Origin of the sequence: Couchioplanes azureus (genome assembly GCF_014648355.1) — a bacterium.
GTDB lineage: Bacteria > Actinomycetota > Actinomycetes > Mycobacteriales > Micromonosporaceae > Actinoplanes > Actinoplanes azureus.
Window position 1 is genome coordinate 22276 of record NZ_BMQY01000008.1, and the last position, 22058, is coordinate 44333.

20 protein-coding genes are annotated in these 22058 nt (G+C 73.2%); 9 read left to right on the forward strand and 11 right to left on the reverse strand.

Features of this window, described 5'->3' with window-relative positions; translation table 11 throughout:
* Nucleotides 1-135 precede the first annotated feature (135 nt).
* Genes IEY99_RS25335 through IEY99_RS25355 form a run of 5 tightly spaced genes read left to right on the forward strand, consistent with a single transcriptional unit; the run spans nt 136 to nt 4660 of the window.
* The gene (locus tag IEY99_RS25335; RefSeq protein ID WP_189206772.1) at nt 136-375 is read left to right on the forward strand and encodes an acyl carrier protein; all 240 of its coding nucleotides are present in this window, start codon (nt 136-138) and stop codon (nt 373-375) included.
* Nucleotides 368-1105 carry an SDR family NAD(P)-dependent oxidoreductase gene (locus tag IEY99_RS25340; RefSeq protein ID WP_189206580.1) on the forward strand — a complete coding sequence of 246 codons (738 nt, stop codon included), beginning with the start codon at nt 368-370 and terminating at the stop codon, nt 1103-1105. Before IEY99_RS25335 ends, IEY99_RS25340 begins: the two co-directional genes overlap by 8 nt.
* Nucleotides 1102-2433: an AMP-binding protein gene (locus tag IEY99_RS25345; protein WP_189206581.1), complete on the forward strand. Its 1332-nt coding sequence runs from the start codon at nt 1102-1104 to the stop codon at nt 2431-2433. Before IEY99_RS25340 ends, IEY99_RS25345 begins: the two co-directional genes overlap by 4 nt.
* Complete coding sequence (locus IEY99_RS25350) at nt 2430-3467, forward strand: LuxE/PaaK family acyltransferase (RefSeq protein ID WP_189206582.1); 1038 nt, start codon at nt 2430-2432, stop codon at nt 3465-3467. Before IEY99_RS25345 ends, IEY99_RS25350 begins: the two co-directional genes overlap by 4 nt.
* A complete protein-coding gene (locus IEY99_RS25355) occupies nt 3464-4660 on the forward strand; it encodes an acyl-CoA reductase (RefSeq protein WP_189206583.1) in 1197 nt (398 codons plus the stop codon). The genes IEY99_RS25350 and IEY99_RS25355 overlap by 4 nt, the downstream gene beginning before the upstream one ends.
* Nucleotides 4661-4663: 3 nt before the next feature.
* Here IEY99_RS25355 and IEY99_RS25360 read toward each other — a convergent pair whose 3' ends face one another.
* The 5 genes from IEY99_RS25360 to IEY99_RS25380 are packed head-to-tail and all read right to left on the reverse strand — an operon-like array spanning nt 4664 to nt 9761.
* Nucleotides 4664-5677, reverse strand: a complete 1014-nt coding sequence (locus IEY99_RS25360) for a right-handed parallel beta-helix repeat-containing protein (protein WP_189206584.1) — start codon at nt 5675-5677, stop codon at nt 4664-4666.
* Nucleotides 5674-6639, reverse strand: coding sequence for a hypothetical protein (locus tag IEY99_RS25365; protein WP_189206585.1), 966 nt, complete (start codon nt 6637-6639; stop codon nt 5674-5676). The genes IEY99_RS25360 and IEY99_RS25365 overlap by 4 nt, the downstream gene beginning before the upstream one ends.
* Nucleotides 6636-8213: a hypothetical protein gene (locus IEY99_RS25370; protein ID WP_189206586.1), complete on the reverse strand. Its 1578-nt coding sequence runs from the start codon at nt 8211-8213 to the stop codon at nt 6636-6638. Before IEY99_RS25370 ends, IEY99_RS25365 begins: the two co-directional genes overlap by 4 nt.
* A gap of 25 nt (nt 8214-8238) precedes the next feature.
* Entirely contained in the window at nt 8239-9279 is a 1041-nt protein-coding gene (pseI, locus tag IEY99_RS25375) for a pseudaminic acid synthase (RefSeq protein ID WP_189206587.1), read from the reverse strand.
* Nucleotides 9276-9761: a GNAT family N-acetyltransferase gene (locus tag IEY99_RS25380; RefSeq protein WP_373293442.1), complete on the reverse strand. Its 486-nt coding sequence runs from the start codon at nt 9759-9761 to the stop codon at nt 9276-9278. Before IEY99_RS25380 ends, pseI begins: the two co-directional genes overlap by 4 nt.
* Before the next feature lie 195 nt (nt 9762-9956).
* Between IEY99_RS25380 and IEY99_RS25385 the strand changes: the two genes are divergently transcribed.
* The 3 genes from IEY99_RS25385 (at nt 9957) to IEY99_RS25395 (ending at nt 13997) form a co-directional block, all read left to right on the forward strand.
* Nucleotides 9957-12218, forward strand: coding sequence for a putative bifunctional diguanylate cyclase/phosphodiesterase (locus tag IEY99_RS25385; protein WP_189206589.1), 2262 nt, complete (start codon nt 9957-9959; stop codon nt 12216-12218).
* Nucleotides 12219-12312: 94 nt separating this feature from the next.
* Nucleotides 12313-13236, forward strand: coding sequence for a 1-phosphofructokinase family hexose kinase (locus tag IEY99_RS25390; protein ID WP_189206590.1), 924 nt, complete (start codon nt 12313-12315; stop codon nt 13234-13236).
* A 149-nt stretch (nt 13237-13385) separates the two neighbouring features.
* Nucleotides 13386-13997 carry a hypothetical protein gene (locus IEY99_RS25395; protein ID WP_189206591.1) on the forward strand — a complete coding sequence of 204 codons (612 nt, stop codon included), beginning with the start codon at nt 13386-13388 and terminating at the stop codon, nt 13995-13997.
* A gap of 346 nt (nt 13998-14343) precedes the next feature.
* On the opposite strand, the gene IEY99_RS25400 is transcribed toward IEY99_RS25395, so the two are convergent.
* From IEY99_RS25400 to IEY99_RS25425, 6 genes are all read right to left on the reverse strand, one after another.
* Entirely contained in the window at nt 14344-15795 is a 1452-nt protein-coding gene (locus IEY99_RS25400; RefSeq protein ID WP_189206592.1) for an alkaline phosphatase PhoX, read from the reverse strand.
* A gap of 115 nt (nt 15796-15910) precedes the next feature.
* On the reverse strand, nt 15911-17413 hold the full coding sequence (locus tag IEY99_RS25405) for a dihydrolipoyl dehydrogenase family protein (RefSeq protein WP_189206593.1): 1503 nt from the start codon (nt 17411-17413) through the stop codon (nt 15911-15913).
* Nucleotides 17414-17520: 107 nt separating this feature from the next.
* Complete coding sequence (locus tag IEY99_RS25410; RefSeq protein WP_189206594.1) at nt 17521-17829, reverse strand: hypothetical protein; 309 nt, start codon at nt 17827-17829, stop codon at nt 17521-17523.
* A 349-nt stretch (nt 17830-18178) separates the two neighbouring features.
* The gene (locus IEY99_RS25415) at nt 18179-19867 is read right to left on the reverse strand and encodes an alkaline phosphatase D family protein (RefSeq protein ID WP_189206595.1); all 1689 of its coding nucleotides are present in this window, start codon (nt 19865-19867) and stop codon (nt 18179-18181) included.
* 118 nt (nt 19868-19985) lie between these two features.
* Entirely contained in the window at nt 19986-20369 is a 384-nt protein-coding gene (locus IEY99_RS25420) for an STAS domain-containing protein (RefSeq protein ID WP_189206596.1), read from the reverse strand.
* A gap of 92 nt (nt 20370-20461) precedes the next feature.
* Complete coding sequence (locus IEY99_RS25425) at nt 20462-21112, reverse strand: FIMAH domain-containing protein (RefSeq protein ID WP_189206597.1); 651 nt, start codon at nt 21110-21112, stop codon at nt 20462-20464.
* A gap of 320 nt (nt 21113-21432) precedes the next feature.
* Here IEY99_RS25425 and IEY99_RS25430 point away from each other — a divergent pair, with 320 nt between their 5' ends.
* Nucleotides 21433-22056 carry a DUF305 domain-containing protein gene (locus tag IEY99_RS25430; RefSeq protein WP_189206598.1) on the forward strand — a complete coding sequence of 208 codons (624 nt, stop codon included), beginning with the start codon at nt 21433-21435 and terminating at the stop codon, nt 22054-22056.
* Nucleotides 22057-22058: the final 2 nt, after the last annotated feature.

Genomic DNA, 22058 nt, shown 5'->3' on the forward strand with positions numbered 1-22058 from the left:
CCGATGGACCATTTCCAATGGCTGTCCAAAAAGGCGGTCAGCGTTCACGTACAGTTCAACCGGGATTTGTCGCGGCGCGCCGGCCGGCTTGGAGAAGGTGGTGCCCTGTGCCCCTTTTCCCTGGAGTGAACCGTGATTGAGCTGCAGCGACTGCGTGAGGTGTTCCGGGTGTCGCTCGACCTGCCCGCGGACCGGCACGTCGACGACCTGCAATACCAGGACGACAAGTGGGATTCACTGGCTCACATGTCCCTGGTCGCGTCGATCGAAGATGAATTCTCGGTGATGCTCGATACCGACGACGTCATCAATATGAGCAGCTTCGCGGAGGCCGTGCGAATTCTGGGTAAATACGGGATTGACGTTCATGGCTGACCGGGTGGCACTGGTCACCGGGGCGTCCCGCGGCATCGGCCGGGCCACCGCCACCCGGCTGGCCGAGCAGGGACACCACCTCGTGCTGCACGGGCAGCACCGCGATCCGGTCGGCGAGGTGGCCGCCGAGCTGGCCGGCAAGTTCGACGTCACGGTCGTGCCCACCCACGGCGACGTCGCCGAGCCGGCGACCAGCCGGACCGCCGTGCGGCTGGCGTTCGAGCAATTCGGCCGGCTGGACGCGCTGGTGGTCAACGCCGGCACGCACGGCGCCGGGATGCTGGGCATGACCGACGACGCCACCGTGCAGCGGCTGTTCGCGGTCAACGCGGCCGGTGCGGTGCACCTGTTGCAGAGCGCCGCCCGCCTGCTCGGCCGCGGCACCGCCCCCGCCGTCGTGCTCGTGTCGTCGCTGGTGGGCACCGCGGGGATCGCCGGTCAGGCGGCGTACGCGGCGAGCAAGGCCGCGGTCGCCGGGCTCGCCCGCTCGGCCGCCAAGGAATGGGGACCGCGCGGGATCCGGGTCAACGCGGTGGCCCCGGGGTTCATCACCACCGACATGCTGGCCTCGCTGGACGAGGACGGCCGCGCCGGGCGGGTCGCCGCCACGCCGCTGGGGCGGCTCGGCAGCCCGGAGGAGGTCGCCGACGTGATCGCCTTCCTGCTCGGCGATCAGGCCCGCTTCGTCACCGGCCAGGTGCTGGGCGTCGACGGAGGTCTCACGCTGTGAACCTGCTCCACCCCGCCGCCCGCGTGATCGACGCCGCGACCGGCGAGACGCTCGACCACGCCGCCGTGGCGGCCGCCGCCGAGGCCTTCGACCGCAGCCCGCCGGGCGCGGTGTTCCTCCCCATGCCGACGGAGCTCCCGGCCGTCGCACGCTATCTCGGCGCCCTGCGAGCCGGCCGGCCCGTGGCGCTGCTCGACCCCGGCCTGGCCCCGCCGGTCCTGGCCTCCTGGGTGCGGCGTTTCGCGCCCGCGACCGTCGCCGGCGCGTCCGCCGAGCCGCCCGCCGGCTACCGGGCCACCGGCGGCGACTGGGTCCGCACGTCACCGGCGGCCGGCGTCCACGCCGACCTGGCGCTGCTGCTGACCACGAGCGGGTCGACCGGCGACCCGAAGCTGGTGCGGCTGTCCCGCTCGGCGGTGCGCTCCAACGCGGAGGCCATCGCCGCCAGCCTGGGCATCGGCGGCGGCGACGTGACGGTGACCACCCTGCCGCTGTTCTACACGTACGGGCTGTCGGTGCTGCACAGTCACCTGCTGCGCGGCGCGACGGTCGTCCTGGAGCGGACCGGCCTCGCGCAGCGTGCCTTCTGGACGGCCGTGGACGAGCACGGCGTGACCTCCCTGGCCGCCGTGCCGTACCAGTACGAGATGCTGCGGCGGCTGCGCTTCGACCCGGCCCGGCATCCTGCGCTGCGTACCCTGACGCAGGCCGGCGGGCGGCTGCGGACCGAGCTGGTCGCCGAGTTCGGCCGGCGCATGGCCGACGCCGGCGGCCGCCTGGTGGTCATGTACGGCCAGACCGAGGCCACCGCCCGCATGACGGTCCTGCCGCCGGAGCGGATCGCCGACCGGCTCGGCTCCGTGGGGCTGCCGATACCGGGCGGATCGCTGGCGATACACGACGGCGAGGTCGTCTACACCGGACCCAACACCATGATGGGGTACGCCGAAAGCGCCGCCGACCTGGCCCGCGGCGACGACCTGCACGGCGTGCTGCACACCGGTGACCTCGGGCACGTCGACGACGAGGGCTTCCTGTTCGTGACCGGCCGCCGCAAACGCATCGGCAAGGTGTTCGGCGTGCGCGTCAACCTCGACGACGTCGAGCGGGAACTGGCCGGGCACGGCGCGGTCGCGGCGGTCGCCGGCGAGGACCGGCTGCACGTCTTCGTCGAGGGCGCCGATACGGCCGCGGCCCGGGCCATCCGTACCGAGCTGGCGACCCTGCTCGACACCCACTTCACCGGGCTGGACGTCCGCGGCGTCGACACCCTGCCGTTGCTGCCCACCGGCAAGGTGGACTATCGCAGCCTGGAGGCACAGGTATGACCGTCTTCACCCTGTCGCAGGACGAACGGGAACCGCGACTGCTGCGGCAGCTCACCGACCTGGTGGACCACCACCGTGAGCGGTGCGCGCCCTACGCCCGGATCCTCGCCGCCGACGGCTACACCGCGGCGGACAGCATCGCCGAGCTGCCCTGGCTGCCGGTGCGGTTGTTCAAGAACCTGGACCTCAAGAGCATCCCGGACGACCAGGTGTTCAAGGTCCTCACGTCCAGCGGGACGACCGGTGAGGTCAGCCGCATCCACCTGGACCGGGCGGCCGCGGCCACCCAGACCCGGCAGCTCGGTGCCACCGTGCAGACCGTCCTCGGTCCCCGGCGGCTGCCGATGCTGCTCGTGGACTCGCGCGGCATCCTCGCCAACCGCCACACGTTCAGCGCGCGCGGCGCCGGGGTGCTGGGGATGGCGACCTTCGGCCGCGACCACGCGTGGGCCCTCGACGAGCAGGGCCGGCCCGACCTGTCCGCGATCCGCGGCTTCCTGGCCGCACACGGCGACGCGCCCTTTCTGATCTTCGGCTTCACCTATCTGGTGTGGCTGCACCTCTACGACGTCGCCCGCGACGCGGGTCTCGACCTCGGCAACGGTATCCTGATCCACTCCGGCGGCTGGAAGAAGCTGACCGACCGAGCCGTCTCGCCGGCCGAGTTCCGCCGGCGCCTGGCCCACGACATCGGGCTGACCCGCGTGCACAACTTCTACGGCATGGTCGAGCAGATCGGCACCATCTTCCTCGAGGGCCCGTCCGGAGGAAGCCTGTACTGTCCCGACTTCGCCGACGTGGTGATCCGCGACCCGGCCACCTGGGCCGAGCTGCCGCCCGGCGAGCCGGGACTCGTCGAGGTGGTGAGTACCCTGCCGACCTCGTACCCGGGCCATGTGCTGCTCACCGAGGACCTCGGCGTCGTGCACGGCATCGACGACGGCGACTGGCCCGGCAAGCGGTTCACGGTGCACGGCCGGCTGCCGCGCGCCGAGGCGCGCGGCTGCAGCGACACGTATCGGCAGGCGGCATGAAGGTCCGCTTCGGCGCTCCCGCCGGCAACCTCGACGACCTGATCGCGCCGGGCCGGGACCGGCTCGCCGTGGGTGACCCGCGCGTGGTGGATTTCCTGACCCGGTTCGCGCGCCGCCTGCTCGCCCCGGCCGTGGCCCGGCGGCACCCCGAACTGGGCTCCCTGGGCTACTTCCTGCGCCCCGCCGAGCTGGCGCGGGCCGTCGCGCGCATGCGGCGCGACGACGCCCTGGTGTTCCCGCGCGGCAACGTCTTCCACGTGCCGCCCGCCAACGTCGACACCATCTTCGTCTACTCGTGGGCGCTGTCCGCGCTGGCCGGCAACCACAACATCGTCCGGATCTCGCCGCGGGCGGCGGCGGCCGCCGAGACGGTGCTGGAGGCGCTGACCGCCACCCTGGCCGACGCCGATCCGGTGATCGCCCGTACCCAGCGCATGGTCACCTACGGCCGGGACGACGCGGTCACCGGCGTCCTGAGCGGCTGGTGCGATCTGCGGGTGATCTGGGGTGGCGACGCGGCCGTCGACACCATCCGGCGGCTCCCGCTGCGTCCCTCCGGGCGCGACCTGACCTTCCCGGACCGCACCTCCTGGGCGGTGCTGTCGGTGCCGGGCTGGCGGGCCGCGGACCCGGCCGCCCGCCGCGCCGCCGTCACCGGTTTCGCCAACGACGCCTACTGGTTCGACCAGGCCGCCTGCTCGTCACCGCGCACGGTGTTCCTCGTCGGTCCGCCGGCACCCGCGGTCGCCGACGAGTTCCTGCACCTGCTGGCCGGCGTCGTCGCGAAGCGCGGCTGGAGCGTGGACGCCGCGATGGCCGTCGAGAAGCGGGTCCACGCCTACGGCCTCGCCGCCACCGGCGCGGTCAGCGCCATCCGGCACACCGGGAACGAGGTCACCGGCCTGGCCCTGCGCCACGCCGAGGCGGCGCCCCGGCACTGGATCGGGGCCGGCGCGTTCCCGTTCGCGTCGGTGAGCTCGCTGGACGAGCTGGTGCCGGCGATGACCCGCCACGACCAGACGGTCAGCCACTTCGGCTTCACCCCGGCCGAGCTGCAGGGCTTCGCCCAGGCGCTGGGCGGCCGTGGCGTGGACCGGATCGTGCCGTTCGGGTCGGCGCTCACCTTCGGCGTGCTCTGGGACGGCTACGACCTGCTGCACGAGTTCACCCGGCTGACCACCGTGCAGACCTAGCCGTCAGGCCGGGAGGCCGAGCTCGCAGCAGGGGCGGCCGGGGCTCGGCGCGTCCGAGTCGATCCGGATGTTGCGCAACTGGACCTGCGGCGCCTGCTCCACCAGGACCGGGGACCACGTGCCGGCGGTACCGGTGCCGGACAGGCGGCAGTCGCGGATGACCGTGTCGGCGTACCGCAGCACGGTCACCGCCCCGTCCACCTCGCTGCGGCCCCAGCCCGCGACGCGGACGGCGTACCGCGGGCCGGTCCAGGCCACACAGGCCCGCGCGATCTCGATGCCCGCACCGATCCGCGCCGACGTCACGTACCGGTCGGTGTTGTCTCCGGGCAGCAGCCGGAAGCCCATCTCCACGTCGCGCAGGCAGCAGCCGACGACCCGGACGTCGTGCACCGAGCTCAGGTAGAAGCCCTCCACCGCGTCCCGGACCCGTAGCCCGGTGATGTCCAGCCGGTGCGGGTGGAAGGTCGGCCCGGCGACCGACGACACGTCCGCGCCGACGGCTCCCCAGTGCACGGCCAGCGCCGTGTGGCCTCCGCGCACCGTGACGTCCTCCAGTGCCACGTCGCGGACGGCGCCCATCAGTGCGATGCCGTTCGCGTGCCGGTCTCCGGGCCGTTCCACATGCACCCGCCGCACCTCGACCCCGGTGATCCACTGCGGAGGTGCGGCGTACAGGTAACGGCCGACGGTGAGCGCGGTGCCACGGTCGCCGCCGTGTTCACCGGGGTCCGCCGACGCCGGCCGCAGCCCGAGGTCCCGCACGGACACGCCGGAACCCAGCACGTGCACCAGCGGGTGGTCGGTGGAGTCGGCCGACACGAGCCAGCTCGCCGGACGGCCCTCGGAGCCGGCCGCACCGCGGATGCTCCAGCCCTGCGGCACGGCCAGCCCGCCGGCCACCGGATGGTCGCCCGGTGGCAGCTCCAGGATGCCGGGCCTCGCCGTGTCCAGTAGTTCCTGCACGATGCGGCGGTTGCCGGCGGCATCCGCGGTCAGGCGCGGACGGTAGGTCATCGCCGGGACTCCTGGGTGATCCGGAGGGCCAGTCGCGGGTCCGGATCGGCCAGGCCCAGCAGGACCGGGGCGGAAACCGGTGCGGTCAGCTCCACCTCGACGAAGCCCGGTCCTCGGCGCAGCACCGTGACCGGCGCCGGCGCGGCGTCGCCCAGCAGGGTCGCGCGGACGGTCGGCGGCGCGACCCGCCGGATCCGTGGTGCCCCGGCGGCGTGCAGGGCGGCGCGGCGGGCCAGGCGCGACACCTTGAACACCGCGCGGGCCGGCTTCTGCCGGGTCCACCGGTTGGCCGGCGAGCGGGCCACCGGTGGGGCCGGCGGGACGAGCCCGGCGGCCAGGCGGATCCGCCGTGCCGGGCCGGGGGGAAGGACCGCCAGATCGCATCCCGTCTCCGACGGCGCCGGGGTCACCGCGGCCGGGCCGGCGGGCCGGGGCCGCACCCGGATGCGCTCGATGCGCAGCCCGACGGCGCCGCGCGGCGACACGCGGTCCCGGGCCCAGGGCGGCACCGGCGGTTCGGCCAGCTCGACGACGAGCAGGCCGTCCGGTGCGAGCTCGCCGGCGGCGAGCTCGAACTCGACCACGGTGGTGGCGGCCGTGGCGCGGCGCCAGCCCTGCCGGCGGGCCAGCACCGCCGCCCCGCGGACGGCGCCCTGACAGCGCAGCAGCACCAGGCGGGGCCGTTCCGGCGCGTGGCGCGGCGGCCGGACCCGGTCGGCCCACCACCGCGTCGCCGTCTCGTCGAGGTTCAGCTCGACCGTGACGACCACCGGACCGGCCCCGCCGCGCACCTTGAGCACGACCCCGCCGCAGTCGCCGGTGAGCCGGCCGACGATGGCGGCGCCGCGCACCACCTGGTCGACGATGCGCACGCCCGGGTGCTGGCCGCTGGTGACCTCGACCGGCAGGTCGAGCACGGTGGCCGGGGCGTCGAAGTCGGTGGCGAACCAGGAGCCGATCACAGGTCCACCCGGGTCAGCATGGGCTCGCGACGGTGCCACATCCGCTCCACCGCCGCGAACAGCGGGTCGGCGTCGCTCTCGATGTGCCGGAAGGTGGCGCGCATGACCTTCAACAGGGTGTCCGCCGGCCACACCTCCCACTGCGGCACGAGCGGAGTGACCACGTCGGTGCCGCTGCGGTAGAGCCACAGCCAGAGCCGGGCGCGCCGCACCTGCTCCTCGCTGATCGGTACCGTGCCGTCGCACAGCGCCGTGATGCGGTCCTCCAGGGTCTTCCAGTACGCGTCGGTGTCGTCGACCACCGTCGACAGCCCGCACGAGCTCCACTCCGACCAGCCGGCCTGGATCACCGGGATGCCGTACGCGGGCAGCTCGTTGCTCACGCTGCCGCGGACCGTCACTCCGAGGTCGGTCAGGCTCCACAAGGCGTTCTTGCTCAGTGCGGCGCTGGGACGGAACACCAGGTGCCGTGCCCCGCGATGCTGCCGGGAGACCCGGGCGAAGAAGTCGGTCGAGTCGTACAGCGCCTGGCTGGGATGGTCGAGGAACAGCCATTGCGCCTCGGTGTGGCCGGCGGCGTAGGCGGCGGTGCCGGAGAACCAGTCGGCCAGCGAGCCGAACACCTCCCGATTGGTGCCCAGCGCGTCGGAGACGGCGTGGTTGAACACGGAGACCACCGGCCGGTCGGGATCGAGGCCCAGGCGGCGGGCCGTGTGGGTGCGCAGCCGGGCCCGGTCGGCGGCGTCGTCGAGGTCGACCGAGGCGGACACGCCGCCGCGCCACCAGCTCGGCCGGCCGAGGTTCACCTTGGCCCGCCAGGCGACGAGCTCGCCGGCCGTGTGCAGCTCGGCGCGGCGCGGCCACACCCGACCCTCGAACGTCGCACCGATCTGCCGGGTCAGCTCCTGGCGGAACGTCCCGGCGCCGGTGTCGTGCTCCGGGAACAGGCCGTACGCCTTCATGCAGCCGGTCTGCTGGGTGTGGATGACCGGTACGCCCCGCCGGCGCGCCGACTCGACCGCCAGCCCCCACTGGTCGTAGTCGACATGGCTGGTGACCAGCGCGACCACGTGGCCGCCGAAGGTCTTCTCGTAGACGGCCGACAGCGCCGTGGCGTACCGGCGGCGTAGCTGGTAGTCGGGCCGCGACGCGTGGTCCGCGGGCAGGCTGGGAAGCTTGCCCAGGCGGCAGTACGTCGCGTCGGCGTAGGCCGTCAGCGTCGCCTCGTCGAGGGTCGGACCCGACGGCCCGGCCCGGACGGCGTCCCACACGTCGACGACCTCGGCCGCCCCGTACGCCTGCGCGACCCGGCGCACCGTGTCGACGTCGAACCCGCTCCACAACGTACGCCGCCAGTGCTCCTCGACGCCGGTGACCACCACCAGGCGGGCCGGGCGCAGCCGGCGGACCGCGTTCGCGAAGGCCAGGTTCCGCAGCGTCACCCGGATGTCCTGGTGGAACGCCTCGACCAGGACGACGGCGTCGTCATCCGGGCGCCGCAGGTTCTTGTCCCAGTAGACCGCCGCCGCCTCCAGGAACCATTGCAGTTCCCGACTGTTCGCTTTCAGCCACACCGTGGAGTTCCGTGCCTTTCGCCGACTAGATGAGGTCCCAGGTGAGCGGCGTGCCCATCGCCGCGTCGTGCCGGAAGGCGCGGCCGAGGACCGAGCCGATCGCGTCCGGTGGCAGACCTCCGGTGGGGCGGATGGACCGGACGTTCCGCTCGGTGACGAGCTCGCCGGCCCGCACGTCGGCCACGACGTAGAGGGAGCGACGGAAGCGCAGGCTCTCCCGCTCGGCCTCGGTCGGGCCGATGCTCGTGGTGCCGAGCGCCTGCCAGGCCCGCTCCGACTCGGTCACCAGGTCGCGGAGCTCCGCCGGCTCGAGCGAGAAGGCGGCGTCGACGCCCCCGGCGGCCCGGTCCAGCGTCACGTGCTTCTCGATCAGGCAGGCGCCCAGGGCCACGGCGGCGATCGGCACGCCGATGCCGAGGGTGTGGTCGCTGAGTCCCACCGGTACCCGCAGGGAGTCGGCCAGCACGGGGATCCGCCGCAGGTTCGTCTGCTCCGGCGGCGCCGGATAGGAGGCGGTGCAGGAGAGAACCACCAGGTCGCGGCACCCCGCCTCGCGCGCCGCGGTCACCGCCGCGGCGATCTCGCCGAGGGTCGCCATCCCGGTCGAGATGATCACCGGCTTCCCGGTGCCGGCCGCCAGGCGCACCAGCGGCAGGTCGGTGATCTCCGAGGAGGCGATCTTGTACATCGGGACGTCGAGCTTCTCCAGGAACTCCACGGCGGTGCGGTCGAACGGGCTGGAGAAGGCGGCGAGGCCCCGCGACCGCGCCCGCTCGAAGATGGCCTCATGCCATTCCCACGGCGTGTGCGCCTGCGCGAAGAGCTGGTGGAGGTACTGGCCTGGCCACAGGTCGTGAGCCTCGGAGATGCGGAACCGGGGGTGCCGGACGTCCACGGTCATCGTGTCGGCCGTGTAGGTCTGCAGCTTGACGGCGTGGGCACCGGCGTCCGCCACCGCGTCGACCAGCGCCAGCGCCGTGTCCAGCGAGCCGTTGTGGTTGCCGGACATCTCCGCCACGATGTACGGCCGTAGCCCCGCGCCGATCTCGGCCTGGTTGACGATCACTGTCTTCCTCTCTCGGTCCACACCACGGTCTGCGGCGTGCCGTCGACCAGCCGTTCGTACCGGCGGAGCTCCCGGAAGCCGAAGCGCCGGTGCAGCGCCAGCACCTGCCGGTTGCTCGCCAGGGCCTCTCCGCCGAGCCGGTCGAGTCCGAGCTCGCCGAAGGCGTACGCCACGGCCTCGCGTTCCAGCCGCATCCAGGCCGGCAGCAACGCCGCCCCCAGCCCGGCCACGTCGAGGTAGAAGGACCAGACGGCCGGATCCCGCCGCAGGTCGAACAGCACCACGCCGGCCGGCACGCCGTCGTCACAGAAGATGAGAACGTGGCGCGCGGGATCTGTCGTCGCGGCCGTCCACCACCGCGCGTGTTCCTCCGCGCCGATGACGTGGGTGGACAGGCTCACCCGCCGTACCTCCGGATGGTTGCGCCAGACGAGCACGGTGTCGCGATCGGCGTCGACGGCGGCACGTAGCATCCGACACACCACCCCCTTCAGGTCGGAGGTCACCGTAAGGACGCGGATTGAGGGGACCATGACGCCGAGGCGAGGTCCGGACCAACCGCAGGTGTCCAGTCGGGGTCGGCCGGACCAGGGTCCGGGCCGGCCGCCGGCGGCGCCCGATCCGGATTGCAGGGCGCTGGCAACGCGACTGCACCCGGCGGCCGGTATCCATGACCTGTGACCCATCCCCGTTCGACAGGTGAAGCAGGCGCCGTCGCCCACCGGTGGTACCTCGCCGTCGGTGGGCTGATCGTGCTGCTCGGCACGCTGCTCGACCTCGAGGTGCGGATCTGGCTGTACATGGCGGTCGCGGCGTCGGTCATGGGGGCCGTCACGGTCGGTGTACGCCGGTACCGGCCGGCCTGGAGCGCGCCGTGGTGGCTGATGGTCGCGGCGGTGGCCGCGTCGTTGCTGGCCAATGCCGGCTGGGCCCTGGCGCTCACGCCGGCGGGTGTGCCGCGGTTCCCGTCGTTCGGCGACCTGTTCTACGCGCTCATGCTGGTGCTGCTGGTCCTGAGCAACTACTGGTGGGTCCGTCCCGGGCAGCGCCGCGGCGGGGCCGTGGAGGCCGCCATCGTGGCGCTGGGCGGCGGTGCCTTCTCGTGGACCCTGGTGATCGAGCCGTTGCTGTTCGACGACCGGTTCGGCGGGCTGCGGCTGGCCAGCTACCTCTGCTATGCCGCCATGGACCTGGTCATTCTCGTGCTCATCGTGCGCATCGCGGTGGTCTCGCGGGTGCGTACGCCCGCGTACCGGCTGATGGTCGCCGCGGGCGGCCTGCTGATCATCACGAACACCGTGAACTTCGCCGGGTTGCTGTCCGGCACGGACCTCGACCGGGTGACCGCGCTCGGCTGGCTGGGCACGTACCTGCTGATCGGCGGCGCGGCGCTGCATCCGTCGATGGCGCTGAGCACCGGCACCGTCACCCGCAACCCGGCGCCGGCCTCGCGGAGACGGCTCCTGCTCTACGTGACGCTGATCCTGGCGATCAGCGCGCTGACCGTCACCAGCCTGGCGACCGACCTCGGCGGGCACTCACCCCGCACGATCGTGCTGGAGCTGCTCGGCTGCGCGATGTCGGTCCTGCTCATCGCCCGGATGTCGCAGCTCGCCGCGCTGCTCAACGGCCGCTCCCGGCTGGACGGCCTGACCGGGCTCGGCAACCGTTCCCGGCTGCAGGACGCCCTGGACGGCGGCGGCGGCCGGGACCAGGCGCTGCTGCTGGTCGACCTGGACGGCTTCCGCGACCTCAACGACAGCTTCGGCGACCAGACCGGCGACGCGGTCCTGGTGGAGGCCGCCCGGCGGCTGCGCGCCGCTCTGCCCGGCCGGGCCGTCGTGGTCCGGATCAGCGGCGACGAGTTCGCCGTGCTCACCGACACCGGCGACGGCCTCGACGGCGCCGCCGTCGCCCAGGACATCCTCGACGGGCTGCACCACCCGTACCGGCTGCCGGGGATCCCGGCCCGGCGCATCGCCGCCAGCATCGGCGTGGTGCCCCTGGCCGCGAACGCCCCGCGCGGGCAGGCGTTGCGCGACGCCGACCTGGCCCTGCGCAGCGCCCGATCGGCCGGCGGGCAGCAGGTCGCGGTCTACGACGCCGCCGTGCACGCCGAACGGCTCGCCAACACCCAGCTCGTGGCCGACCTGCACCGCGCCCTCGAGGCCGGCGAGTTCACCGTCCACTACCAGCCGATCGTGGCACTGGCCACCGGCGACGTCGTCGAGGCCGAGGCGCTGCTGCGCTGGACCCGTCCCGACGGGACCGTCGTCCCGCCCGGGCGGTTCATCCCGCTCGCCGAGCAGAGCGGCGCGATCGTGGCCATCGGGTCCTGGGTGCTGGCCCAGGTCTGTGCCGACCTGCGGGACCTGCACCGCGAGCACGGGCTGTCCGTGACCGTGAACGTCTCGGCCCAGCAGCTGCGCGACGCACGGTTCGCACAGCGGGTCCTCGACCTGCTGGGACGTCACGACGTGCCGGGCTCGGCGCTGATCGTCGAGATCACCGAGACGGTGCTCGTCACCTCGGTCGTCGACGCCGCCACCGTCACCGAGCAGCTGCAGATCCTGCGCGACCACGGGGTTCGTATCGCGATCGACGACTTCGGCACCGGCTACTCGTCGCTGGCCTACCTGCGCCAGCTGCCGGTCGACATCCTCAAGATGGACGGGTCCTTCACCGCGCTGCAGATCGAGGAGGGCACCGTACGCGATCTCGCCTTCATCCGCGCCATCCTGGAGCTGAGCCGCAACCTCGGGCTGCAGACCATCGCCGAGGCGGTGGAGACCGCGGCCCAGGCGGACCGGCTCCGGGAGCTCGGCTGCGACCTCGCCCAGGGCTACCATTTCGCCCGGCCCGCGCCGGTCGCCGCCCTGCACGAGCTGATGAGCGAGCGCCGCGGGCGGACCGGGACCGCCCTGCCGCAGCTCATCTGAGCACCGCTCCGGCGGCCGAAGTTCACCGAACCTTCATGTTTCCTCGCCGGATCCCGGGTATCCGGCCGGTATGGGCAGCGAGGAAGGCACCGTGATGGTGTTCGCACCTGTGCCGCAGCTGACGGTCACCATCGAGCAGCAGACCGACGCCCCGGAGCTGCACGTGCACCCCGGCAGTCAGGGGATCTGGCAGGCGCGGATGTGCGCCGCGCTGGGCGCCTCGGTCACCCTGTGCGCCGCGGTGGGCGGCGAGATCGGTGACGTCGTCGCCTCCCTGCTCGATCGCGAGCAGTTCGCCGTCCGCCTGGTGGGGCGTGCGACCGGCACCGGCTGGTACGTGCACGACCGGCGCGGTGGCTCCCGGGAGGCGCTCGGCGAGCATCCCGGCGCGCCGCTGGGCCGGCACGATCTGGACGAGCTCTACGGTGTCGCCCTGGCCGAGGGTTTGCGGGCCCGGGTGTGCATCCTCAGCGGGCCGGCCGGTCCCGAGGTGGTCGCGCCGGAGGTCTACCGGCGGCTGGCCGCGGATCTGTCGGTCCACGGGGCGCAGGTCGTCGCCGACCTGTCCGGCGATCATCTGAGCGCCGCGCTGGACGGCGGCGCCGCCTTCGTCAAGGTCAGCCACGAGGAGCTGCTCGGCGACGGCCGGGCCGGCGACGACAGCGTCGACGCGCTGGTCGGGGCCGCCCGGGACCTGCGCCGCACCGGGGCGCGCAACGTCCTGGTCAGCCGGGCCGGCGAACCGGCGATCGCGCTGATCGACGACGAAGCGGTGCTCGTCGAGCTGCCGTCGCTGCAGGTGGTGGACCATCGCGGCGCCGGCGACTCGATGACCGCCGGCGTGGCCGCGGTCCTGGCGCGCGGGGGAGAGCTGCGCGAGGCGGTGTGCACCGGTGCCGCGGCCGGCGCGCTCAACGTCACCCGCCACGGACTGGGCACGGGCCGCCGCGACGCGATCGCCGAGCTGGTCGGGCGCGTGCGGCTCACCCCGCTGCCGGGCGGACGACCCGGGGACTGACCCTCTGTCGTTGGTGGACGGCCTTGCGACGGGCAATCGGTGAGCCGCGCACGGTTGACGAATCCGGCACGCAGGACTGGACTGGGACCGATGCGGCGAATCGACCCGCATCACTGTCACTGATCATCCGGTCGACGAAGGAGCCGATCATGGCTGACGAGCGGAGCGTGCCGAAGAAGCGGGCGAGGGCCGGCAAGGCGACGGCCGAGCCGGAACCCACGGCCGAGGGTCTGGACGGCACGGCGGCGGAGGGCGTGGACCCGGCCGCCGAGAGGTCCACCGGCGGCGGCGAGGCCACCGGCGGGACCGCCGGCCGGTCGCCGGGAATAGCTCCGGGCGCCGCCTTGGGCGGGGCGTCGGCGGCGGAGGGCGGCGGCCGGGGCGGGGCGTCGGCCGCGGAGGGCGGCGGCCGGGGCGGTATCCCGGTGCCGTTCACCGGCGTGCGTATCGCCGTGCCGCACGTTCCCCTGCCGTCCCAGCACGACGTCGTCGTCGGCGCGGTCCGGGCGAGCAACGTCGTACGGGAGAACACGCCGAGCGCCGACCAGCTGCTCTACTACGGCGGTCTCGGCGTGCTGGCCGCCTTCGGGGTCGTGGACTGGCCGGTCGCCGCGGCGATCGGCGCGGGGGTGTGGATCGCTCGCCGGCACGGCGGCGAACGGCAGGAAGCGGAGACCCGCAGAGCGCCCGAACCGGGGCCGCACGAGCGCGACGCCGCGCCGGGCGCGACTCCGAGGCGGGAGCCCGTGGCCGTCCCGTGATCCACAGAAGTCACCTGGAGGACGATCGTCATTAACTCTGCATTACGACGGGGTAACCTTTGTGTCATCGGGTCCGCATAGGCTCCGGGGACCCGGCGCATTCGAGGAGGCTCCGATGACCGAGGTGCTCGCCGCCATCACCGTCCAGGTCGTCAGCTCGCTGCTGATCGCCCTCATCGTCGCTGTCGCCAAGCGAGTCTTCACCGCCGTCTTCTGAGGACGCGACCCGCGCCGCAGGGGTGCCGGCGCTCCGCCCCGGCACCCCTGCGCCCTCACCGGCGCGAGATTCGACCGGCCGAGGTGCGGGACCGGGCGGATCGCCCGGCCCCGCTCGCGGTGGTCCGGCTCAGCCCAGGTACTTCTCCCACGGGCCGGTGATCGCCAGGGTGAGACCCGGGTCCTGCATGTTGACGAAGAGGACCCGGCCGTCGGCGGTGAAGGTCGGCCCGCAGAACTCGGAGTCGTTGAGCTGGTTGCGGGCGATGGCGTAGGTCGGGCCGCCCGGGAACGCGCTGAGCACGTGGGAGGCGCCGGCGCCGTCCTCGGCGAGCACGAGACTTCCCCACGGCGTCACGGTCACGTTGTCCGGGCCGTCGAAGGTCAGGTCGGAGTACTTCGCCACGGCACCGTTCTCTGCGGTTTTCTGGTGCGGGAAGTAGGTGACCAGCTGAATGGTCCGGGCACGGTAGTCGTAGAACCAGACCATGCCGTCGTGTGGGACCGCGTCCGCGGGCAGGTCGCCGTCCTTCCAGGCGTAGGAGTTGACGACGTACACGCCTTTGTCGGTGCCCCACACGCCCTCGAACTTGCGGCCGCGGGTGATCTGTGCGTCGGTGAACTGCTTGCGCACGGGCGTGGTCTTCGCGTCGCGCTCGGGCACCTCGATCCACCGTACCGGGAAAGGCCGGCCCAGCTGGGCGGAGGTGAGGTAGGCGACGTCCGGCAGTACCGAGCCGTCGTCCATGATGATCTGCATCGCGGCGAGCACGCCGGCGTCCGGGGCGAGGCGGGTGAGCACGCCGGGGCCGACCCGCACGCCGCGGGGCGCGGTCCACCGGTAGAAGAGGCCGTTGGGCTTGGCGGCGTCCTCGGAGAGGTAGACGTGTGTGCGGTCGGTGTCGATGGCCAGCGCTTCGTGGGCGTAGCGGCCCAGGCACTTGATCGGTCTCGGGTCGGCGGTGCCGTCGGCCCGGACCTCGAAGACGTAGCCGTGGTCCTTCTGGTAGACACCGCTGCGGTTGCCTTCGGTCCAGGTCGTTCCGGCCCGGTCCTCGGTTTCCTCGCAGGTCAGCCAGGTCCCCCACGGGGTGGGGCCGCCGGCGCAGTTGACGGCGGTGCCGGAGAGGGCGACGAACTCGCCGAGGTTGCGGCCGGCGCGGTCGGTCCTGATGACCGTGCAGCCGCCGGCGTCGACGGCGCCGGGGTCGTACACCGTGCCCTTCACGTGCGGTACGCCGAACTCGGCGCCCGGGTGGATCTCGTGGTTCTGGATCAGGGTGTAGCGGCCGTGCCCGGCGGGGTAGACGGCCATGCCGTCGTGGCTGGCCGGGGTGAGGCCCTGGCCGCGGTCGAGCCGGGTCACGCCGGTCCGGGTGACGACGGCGTAGCGGAAGCCCGCGGGCAGAGCCAGGATGCCGTCCGGGTCGTCGACGAGCGGCGGGAAGGGCACGCGGCTCCCGGCGGGCCGGTGCCCCCGGCCCGGTGCGGCCTGGGCCAGCGACGGGACGGCACCGGCGACGGCGAGACCCACGCCGGCGGCGGTGCCGCCGGTCAGAAAGGTACGGCGAGAGGTAGGCACGCGAGGTAGCTCCTTCTTTCACGTGTGGACGGCGACAGCCAACCTCCGCGGGCCGACACCGGAGCGCCGTTCATGTGAGGGGCGGGTGGCATCGGGATGAAGAAACGGCGTCGACTCAGGACCGGGCTTCCCGCGCCGCGCTGTGTGTCTCGAGCAGCCGCAGCCACACTTCGCTGACCGTCGGGTAGCTGGGCACCACGTGCCACAGCACCGGGACGGGGATCCTCGCGACCACCGCCATCGTGGCCGAATGGGTCAGCTCGGCCACCCCGGCGCCGGCGAAGGTGGCCCCGACGACGACGTCGGCCGACCTGTCCAGGACGAGTTTGGCCCGGCCCACGTAGTTGTCGCGCAGCACGTAGGTGCCGGCCAGCTGAGCCAGGTCGTACTCGACCACCTCGACGTCCAGGTGGCGCGCGCGGGCCTCGGCCTCGGTCAGGCCCACCGCCCCGATCTCCGGATCGGTGAAGATCACCTGAGGGACGAGGCCGTGGTCGGCGAGGTCGGCGTAGCGGCTGTACGACCCGCTGCCGAGCGGCCGGCCGGCGGCCCGGGCGGCGATCACCCGGCCGGCCACCCGCGCCTGGTACTTGGCCATGTGCGTCAGCTGGGCGCGACCACAGAGGTCGCCGATGGCGTAGAGCCAGTCGCCGCCGGCCCCGAGCACCGTCATGTGGTCGTCGACGACGAGCGGCTTGCCGGGGTCCAGGCCGACGGTCTCCAGCCCGATGCCCTCGTTGTTCGGCGTACGGCCGGTCGCCACGACGACCTCGTCCGCGGTCACCGTGTCGCCGTCCGAGAGGCTCACCGTCAGCTCGCCCCCGTGCAGACGACCGGCACCGGCGTCGGTGACGTCCGCACGCCGGACCGAGGTCGCCGTGGTGCGCAGGCGCAGGACTATCCCGGACTCGCGGAACCCGGCCGCGACGAGCTCACCGGCGAACGGCTCGTTGCGCTCCAGCAACCGGCTTCCCCGGTGCACGATGGTGACCTGGGCGACGCCCAGGCCGCGCAGCCACGTCGCGGCCTCGCAGGCCACCACGCCCGCGCCCAGGATGACGACCCGCGCCGGCACCTCGTGCAGGTTGGTGACATCTCGCGAGGTCCACGGCCGCGCTTCGCGCAGCCCGGGAACGGCAGGCACGAAGGGGCTGCTCCCGGTGTCGAGGACCACGGCGTGCCGCGCGGTGAGCCGCCGGTCGCGGCCGTCCGGGCCCGCCACCACCACGGTCCGCTCACCGTCGAGGCGCCCGTGGCCCCGCACGACGTCGATGCCCGCGTCCAGGGCCCACCGCACCTGTGACGAGTCGTCGAGATGCTTCACGACCGTGTCGCGACGGGCCAGCACCGCCGCGGTGTCCAGGGCGCGGTCGCCGATCGCCTCCCGTACGCCGGGCAGGTCCCGCCCGGCGGCGAGCACCTCGACCGGGCGGAGCAGCGCCTTGCTCGGCATGCACGCCCAGTACGAACACTCGCCGCCGACCAGGTCCTTCTCCACGATGACCGCGGTCAGGCCGGAGAACTGCGTCGCGTACAGTGCGGCGTTCTCGCCGGCGGCCGCGCCACCCAGGACGATCACGTCCCACTCGGACCGATCGGGATCCACCGTCGCCGTCATGGCCGCCTCCTCGTTCGCGCCACAGCCGACGGTGGCACCGCAGGGCCCGTGCGTCGATCGGTCGCAATACGTCGTGGGTGGTGATTCCCCGCATCGTGCAGGCCGGGTCAGCTCACCGCGATGTCGGCCGGTCTGCGACGCATCGGGGAGCGTTTGCGGGCCGGCACGCGTTCGGACAGGACGGGCTTGCGGGTCTCGCCCTGGCCGGGCCGGCAGCGGTGCTCGTCGCCGTCGCCGCCGTCGCCGGTCAACAGGCCGTTCAGGGTGCGGGCGCACTGCTCGGCGCAGCTGAGCGCGTCGGCGGCGAGGCGCCGCCGCTCGCCGGGGGTGATGGGCCGCTTGGCGACCAGGTTCTGGCGCAGACTTGTCATCTGCTGCAGGTGCAGGTCCAGCGCTTGAAGGACTTCGCTGTGCATGGGATTCGTCTGCCTCGCTCCACGCTCGGACGGAGGTGTGCCGCCGTCACGGCCGCGGGAGCCGGCAGCGGACAGCATGGCAGGGCCCACCTCGCGCCCGGATGCGATGGCCGGGACGGCGAGGCGGGCCCGTCGGCTACTTCTTCTTCGCCTTGCCCTTCTTGTCCTTCTTGTCCTTCTTGCTCTTCTTCGCCATGGTCGCCAGCCCCTCTCCGTCGCACCGTGTCTGGTTCGGCTTCGCGTAACCTTCCGTATTCTTGCCGTTACGCAGACGGCAGCTTACGCAGACATTGATAAGAGGCGATATCAGGAATGTTTCTCCATGACGTGTACGTAGGTGGCTGTGGCCTCAGGGCTGGTCGTCGTCGACGGCGTAGCGGCGCAGGGCGGCCGGGCCGGCGACCGGCGGGGTGTCGTGGTGCAGCACGTCGAGGCCGGGCCGCCCGGCGGTGACCTGGAACTGGGCGGCGGTGGTGACGGTCGCGGCGGGCGCCCAGACGGTGCTGACCGTACGCAGCGAGGCCAGCAGCCGCTCCGGGGTGAGGTCGCACACCAGGTAGCCGCGCCGGTTGTCGATGTACTTCCAGTGCGGGCTCTCGGCCATGATCGGGTCGTAGGTGCGGTGGAACGCGGCGGTGTCCGGGTCGCCGCCGGAGGAGACGGACGTGCCGGTGATCTCGGCGGCGACCGCGGGGGTACCGGGCCGGTCGAAGTCCGGGCGCAGGTCGCAGGCCCAGGTGGCGTGCCGGTCGCCGGTGAGGACGACCGGGTTGCCGGCCGCGCCGGAGCCGAGGAATTCGAGCAGCCGGCGGCGCTGGACGCGGTAACCGTCCCAGTTGTCGAAGTCGAAGCTGTCCGCGGGCCCGGCGGTGCGGTCGTTGGAGGCCCACATGACCTGGCTGGCGAGCAGGTTCCACCGGGTGCCGGCGTGGCTCAACCCGGCCGTCAGCCAGCGCTCCTGCTCGGTGCCGGTCATGGTGCGGGCGGGGTCGTCCGCCTCGGCCAGGGTGGCGGGCTGGTCGCTGCGGTACTGGCGGGTGTCCAGCACGTGCAGGGCGGCGAGCCGCCCGAAGGTGAGTTGCCGGTAGACCCGCATGTCGATGCCACGCGGCAGCGAGGAGCGGCGCAGAGGCATGTGCTCGTAGTACGCCTGGAACGCCGCGGCGCGCCGCGCCCGGAACGCCTCGGGGCTCTGCTGGGCGGGGTCCTGCGGGATCTCGTCGGCCCAGTTGTTGTCGATCTCGTGGTCGTCGAAGGTGACGATCCACGGTACGGCGGCGTGCGCCGCCTGCAGGTCGGGGTCGGTCTTGTAGCAGGCGTGCCGGTTGCGGTAGTCGGTCAGCGTGTACGGCTCCCCGGTGCCGTCGTGCTGACGGTAGGACGCGGGGTTGCGCGGGCTCTCGTAGATGTAGTCGCCGAGAAACGCCACGAAGGCGAGGTCCTCCCGGGCCAGGTGCTGGTAGGCGGTGTACCGGCCGGCCTGGAAGTCCTGGCAGCTGGCGAACGCGAACCGCAGCCGGGCTGGTTGCGCGTCCACCGCCGGTGCGGTGCGGGTCCGCCCCACCGGGGACGCCTGGCCGTCGACCAGGAACCGGTAGTGGTAGACCCGGTCCGGCTCCAGGCCGGACACCTCGGCGTGCACGCTGTGCCCCCAGCCCGGCTCTGCCGTGGCGGTGCCGCGCCGCCGGATGCGAGCGAACCGGTCGTCGTCGGCGAGCTCCCAGGCCACCGTCACGCTCTGGTTCGGCATGCCGCCGCCGTGCACCGGATCGGGCGCGAGCCGGGTCCACAACACCATGCCGTCCGGGCCCGGATCACCCGAGGCGACGCCCAAGGTGAACACATTCGCCGGCACCCGCGCGGCCGGGCCGGGGCGCGGCACCGCCCGAGCGGCGCCGGCAGCATCGACGAGGGCCGGGCCGCAGATCAGTCCGGCGACTGTGCCGCCGGCCGCGGCCACGAACCGGCGGCGGCCGATGCCCGGCGGCCGCTCCGGTGGTTCCGTCGGCGCCGGCGGGGCAATGCAATGAAAAGACATACATCGATGCTCGGAAATGCCCCGTGGCCGTCGACACCGGACTCATGCGAACCCCGCGACAACGGAACATGACAGAGCTGTGAAGCTGCGGCCGGGTGGTGCTCTGCTTGGGGGAGCTTCACCCGGTCGAGGGTGCCCGCTGGGCCGGCCCGTCGCTCGGCGCCCGGGGGCGCGGAGCGGACGGAGGTCGCGGAGTGCCGCCCGTGAGCTCGTCGAGGACACCCATCGCCTGCAGAACCTGCAGTACGCGACCGCGCGGGCCGGTCGTGACCAGCCGGCAGCCGAAGCCGGTGGCCGCCTGGCAGGCGCCGACCAGGACGCCGACGGAGCGGGAGTCGACGAAATCCAGCGCCGACAGGTCGACCTCCACCCGCTCCGGATGTTCCCGGAGGGCGTCGGCCAGGATGTCTCGCAAGTCCTCCACCACGGCGAAGTCGGCCTTGCCGGCCAGGGTCACTCGCACCAGGGCGCCGGAGCGTTCGACGGTGTGACTGAACGTCATGATGGATGCCTCTCACCGCCACGCTGCTCGAGTTGATTGTCTCCTCAACAAAGCGTTCGTGGCGCCGGGTCCGTTACACCCGGCTCGCCGCCTCAGCGCGCGGGCAGGGCGCTGGCCACCTGGTTGAGGGCGGCCCCGAGCGCCTCGAAGCCGGCGGGCGTCAGCTTGCCGTCCTCGCGCAGGTCGACGAGCGTCCGGGCAGCCTTCCGCAGCTGCATCCGTACCTTGCGGATCTCCCCGGCCGCGAGGGCGTCCGCCACCTCGGCCAGCCGCTCGTCCAGCCGCTCGGCGGCGTCCCGGTCGAGCTGGCCGGTGGCCGCCAGCTGGTCGAGCCCGGCGCGGATGCCGGCGATGAGCTCGCCCGGGCGAGCGGGGGGACGGGCGGACGGCGCCACGGTGGGCGAGGGCGACGGCTCCGCCGTGGCCGAGGGCCCGGCGCTGGCGGAGGGTTCGGCGCTGGCGCCCGCCGGCGCGGAGCCGGCGTCCGCCGGCGCCGCGGGGGCCGGCGCGGAGCTACGGCGCTCGGCCCCGCCGCCGGCGAGCAGCGCGGCACCCAGCAGGGCCAGCACGACGGCGAGGGCGGCACCGCCGGCGACCAGCAGCAGGAGCCGTCGGCGGCCGGAGGCGAGGCCGGACCCCGCCCGCCGCCGCCGACCGGTGCGCACCTCGGGCAGGGCAAGCGTGGGTGCGGACAGATCCGGCGCGTGGGCGCCCAACGGCGCCGGCGGGAGGTCGCTCGACATGGCAGCACACCTTAGGGCCTCGCGGCCGGGACGCAACACCCACGAGGCGGGGACCGGATGGCGGATTCTTGGTGGAACCTTGGCCGTTCGCCAACCGTTGGCTGGCCAGCGGCGGGCAGATCAGCCTCGAACAAGCCCCCGGCACCGGCGTGGACGCCACCATCCGCCTGCGACGGCATTGCCCGGCACCTCGCCCCGCAGGCGCGCACATGCGGCCGGCGACACGCGTCGCGCCCGGACCAGTACGCCGCAATCACCGCGCACTGGAACAGATCCGCTGACAATGGTTCGTGCGTTCCCCATGCTGAAGGGCCTGTTCGATGTCTCGTTACCTGCTGCGCCGCGCTGTCCCGGCCGGTGTCGCCGTTGTCTTCTTGTTCGCCGGGTCCGGCTGCGGTGGTGGTGACCATTCCTCGACCGGCTCGTCCGGTCACGGCTCCGCCGCGTCCGCGCCGGCCGGCAGCCCGGCGCCGGGAGCGCAGTTCGGCGACGCCGACGTGGCGTTCGCCCAGCACATGATCGTGCACCACCGCCAGGCCGTGGAGATGGCCTCCCTCGCGGGCACCCGCGCGGCGAACGCGGAGGTCGAGCGGCTGGCCGCGAAGATCAAGTCCGCGCAGGACCCGGAAGTCACCACGATGGCCGGCTGGCTCGGCGCCTGGGGCGAGCCGGTTCCGGCCCCCGACGCGCACGGCGCCGGCCACGAGTCCATGCCGGGAATGATGTCGCAGGACGACATAACCAAGCTGGCCGCGGCGAGCGGCCCGGCGTTCGACAAGCAGTTCCTCACCATGATGATCGCCCACCACGAGGGCGCGATCACGATGGCGGACGAGGAGTCCGGTGCGGGTGTCAACCTGGACGCCAAGGCGCTGGCCGCGAAGATCGCCGCCGATCAGCAGGCCGAGATCGGCCTGATGGAGGACCTGCTCGGCAGGCTGTGAGA

Excerpts from the sequence above, each read along its gene's own strand:
- IEY99_RS25425 (WP_189206597.1), bottom strand. The coding sequence starts at position 21,112 with ATGTCGAGCGACCTCCCGCCGGCGCCGTTGGGCGCCCACGCGCCGGAT.
- IEY99_RS25415 (WP_189206595.1), bottom strand. The coding sequence starts at position 19,867 with ATGTCTTTTCATTGCATTGCCCCGCCGGCGCCGACGGAACCACCGGAG.
- IEY99_RS25390 (WP_189206590.1), top strand. The coding sequence starts at position 12,313 with ATGGTGTTCGCACCTGTGCCGCAGCTGACGGTCACCATCGAGCAGCAG.
- IEY99_RS25355 (WP_189206583.1), top strand. The coding sequence starts at position 3,464 with ATGAAGGTCCGCTTCGGCGCTCCCGCCGGCAACCTCGACGACCTGATC.
- IEY99_RS25350 (WP_189206582.1), top strand. The coding sequence starts at position 2,430 with ATGACCGTCTTCACCCTGTCGCAGGACGAACGGGAACCGCGACTGCTG.
- IEY99_RS25395 (WP_189206591.1), top strand. The coding sequence starts at position 13,386 with ATGGCTGACGAGCGGAGCGTGCCGAAGAAGCGGGCGAGGGCCGGCAAG.
- IEY99_RS25340 (WP_189206580.1), top strand. The coding sequence starts at position 368 with ATGGCTGACCGGGTGGCACTGGTCACCGGGGCGTCCCGCGGCATCGGC.
- IEY99_RS25410 (WP_189206594.1), bottom strand. The coding sequence starts at position 17,829 with ATGCACAGCGAAGTCCTTCAAGCGCTGGACCTGCACCTGCAGCAGATG.
- IEY99_RS25360 (WP_189206584.1), bottom strand. The coding sequence starts at position 5,677 with ATGACCTACCGTCCGCGCCTGACCGCGGATGCCGCCGGCAACCGCCGC.
- IEY99_RS25420 (WP_189206596.1), bottom strand. The coding sequence starts at position 20,369 with ATGACGTTCAGTCACACCGTCGAACGCTCCGGCGCCCTGGTGCGAGTG.
- IEY99_RS25430 (WP_189206598.1), top strand. The coding sequence starts at position 21,433 with ATGTCTCGTTACCTGCTGCGCCGCGCTGTCCCGGCCGGTGTCGCCGTT.
- IEY99_RS25405 (WP_189206593.1), bottom strand. The coding sequence starts at position 17,413 with ATGACGGCGACGGTGGATCCCGATCGGTCCGAGTGGGACGTGATCGTC.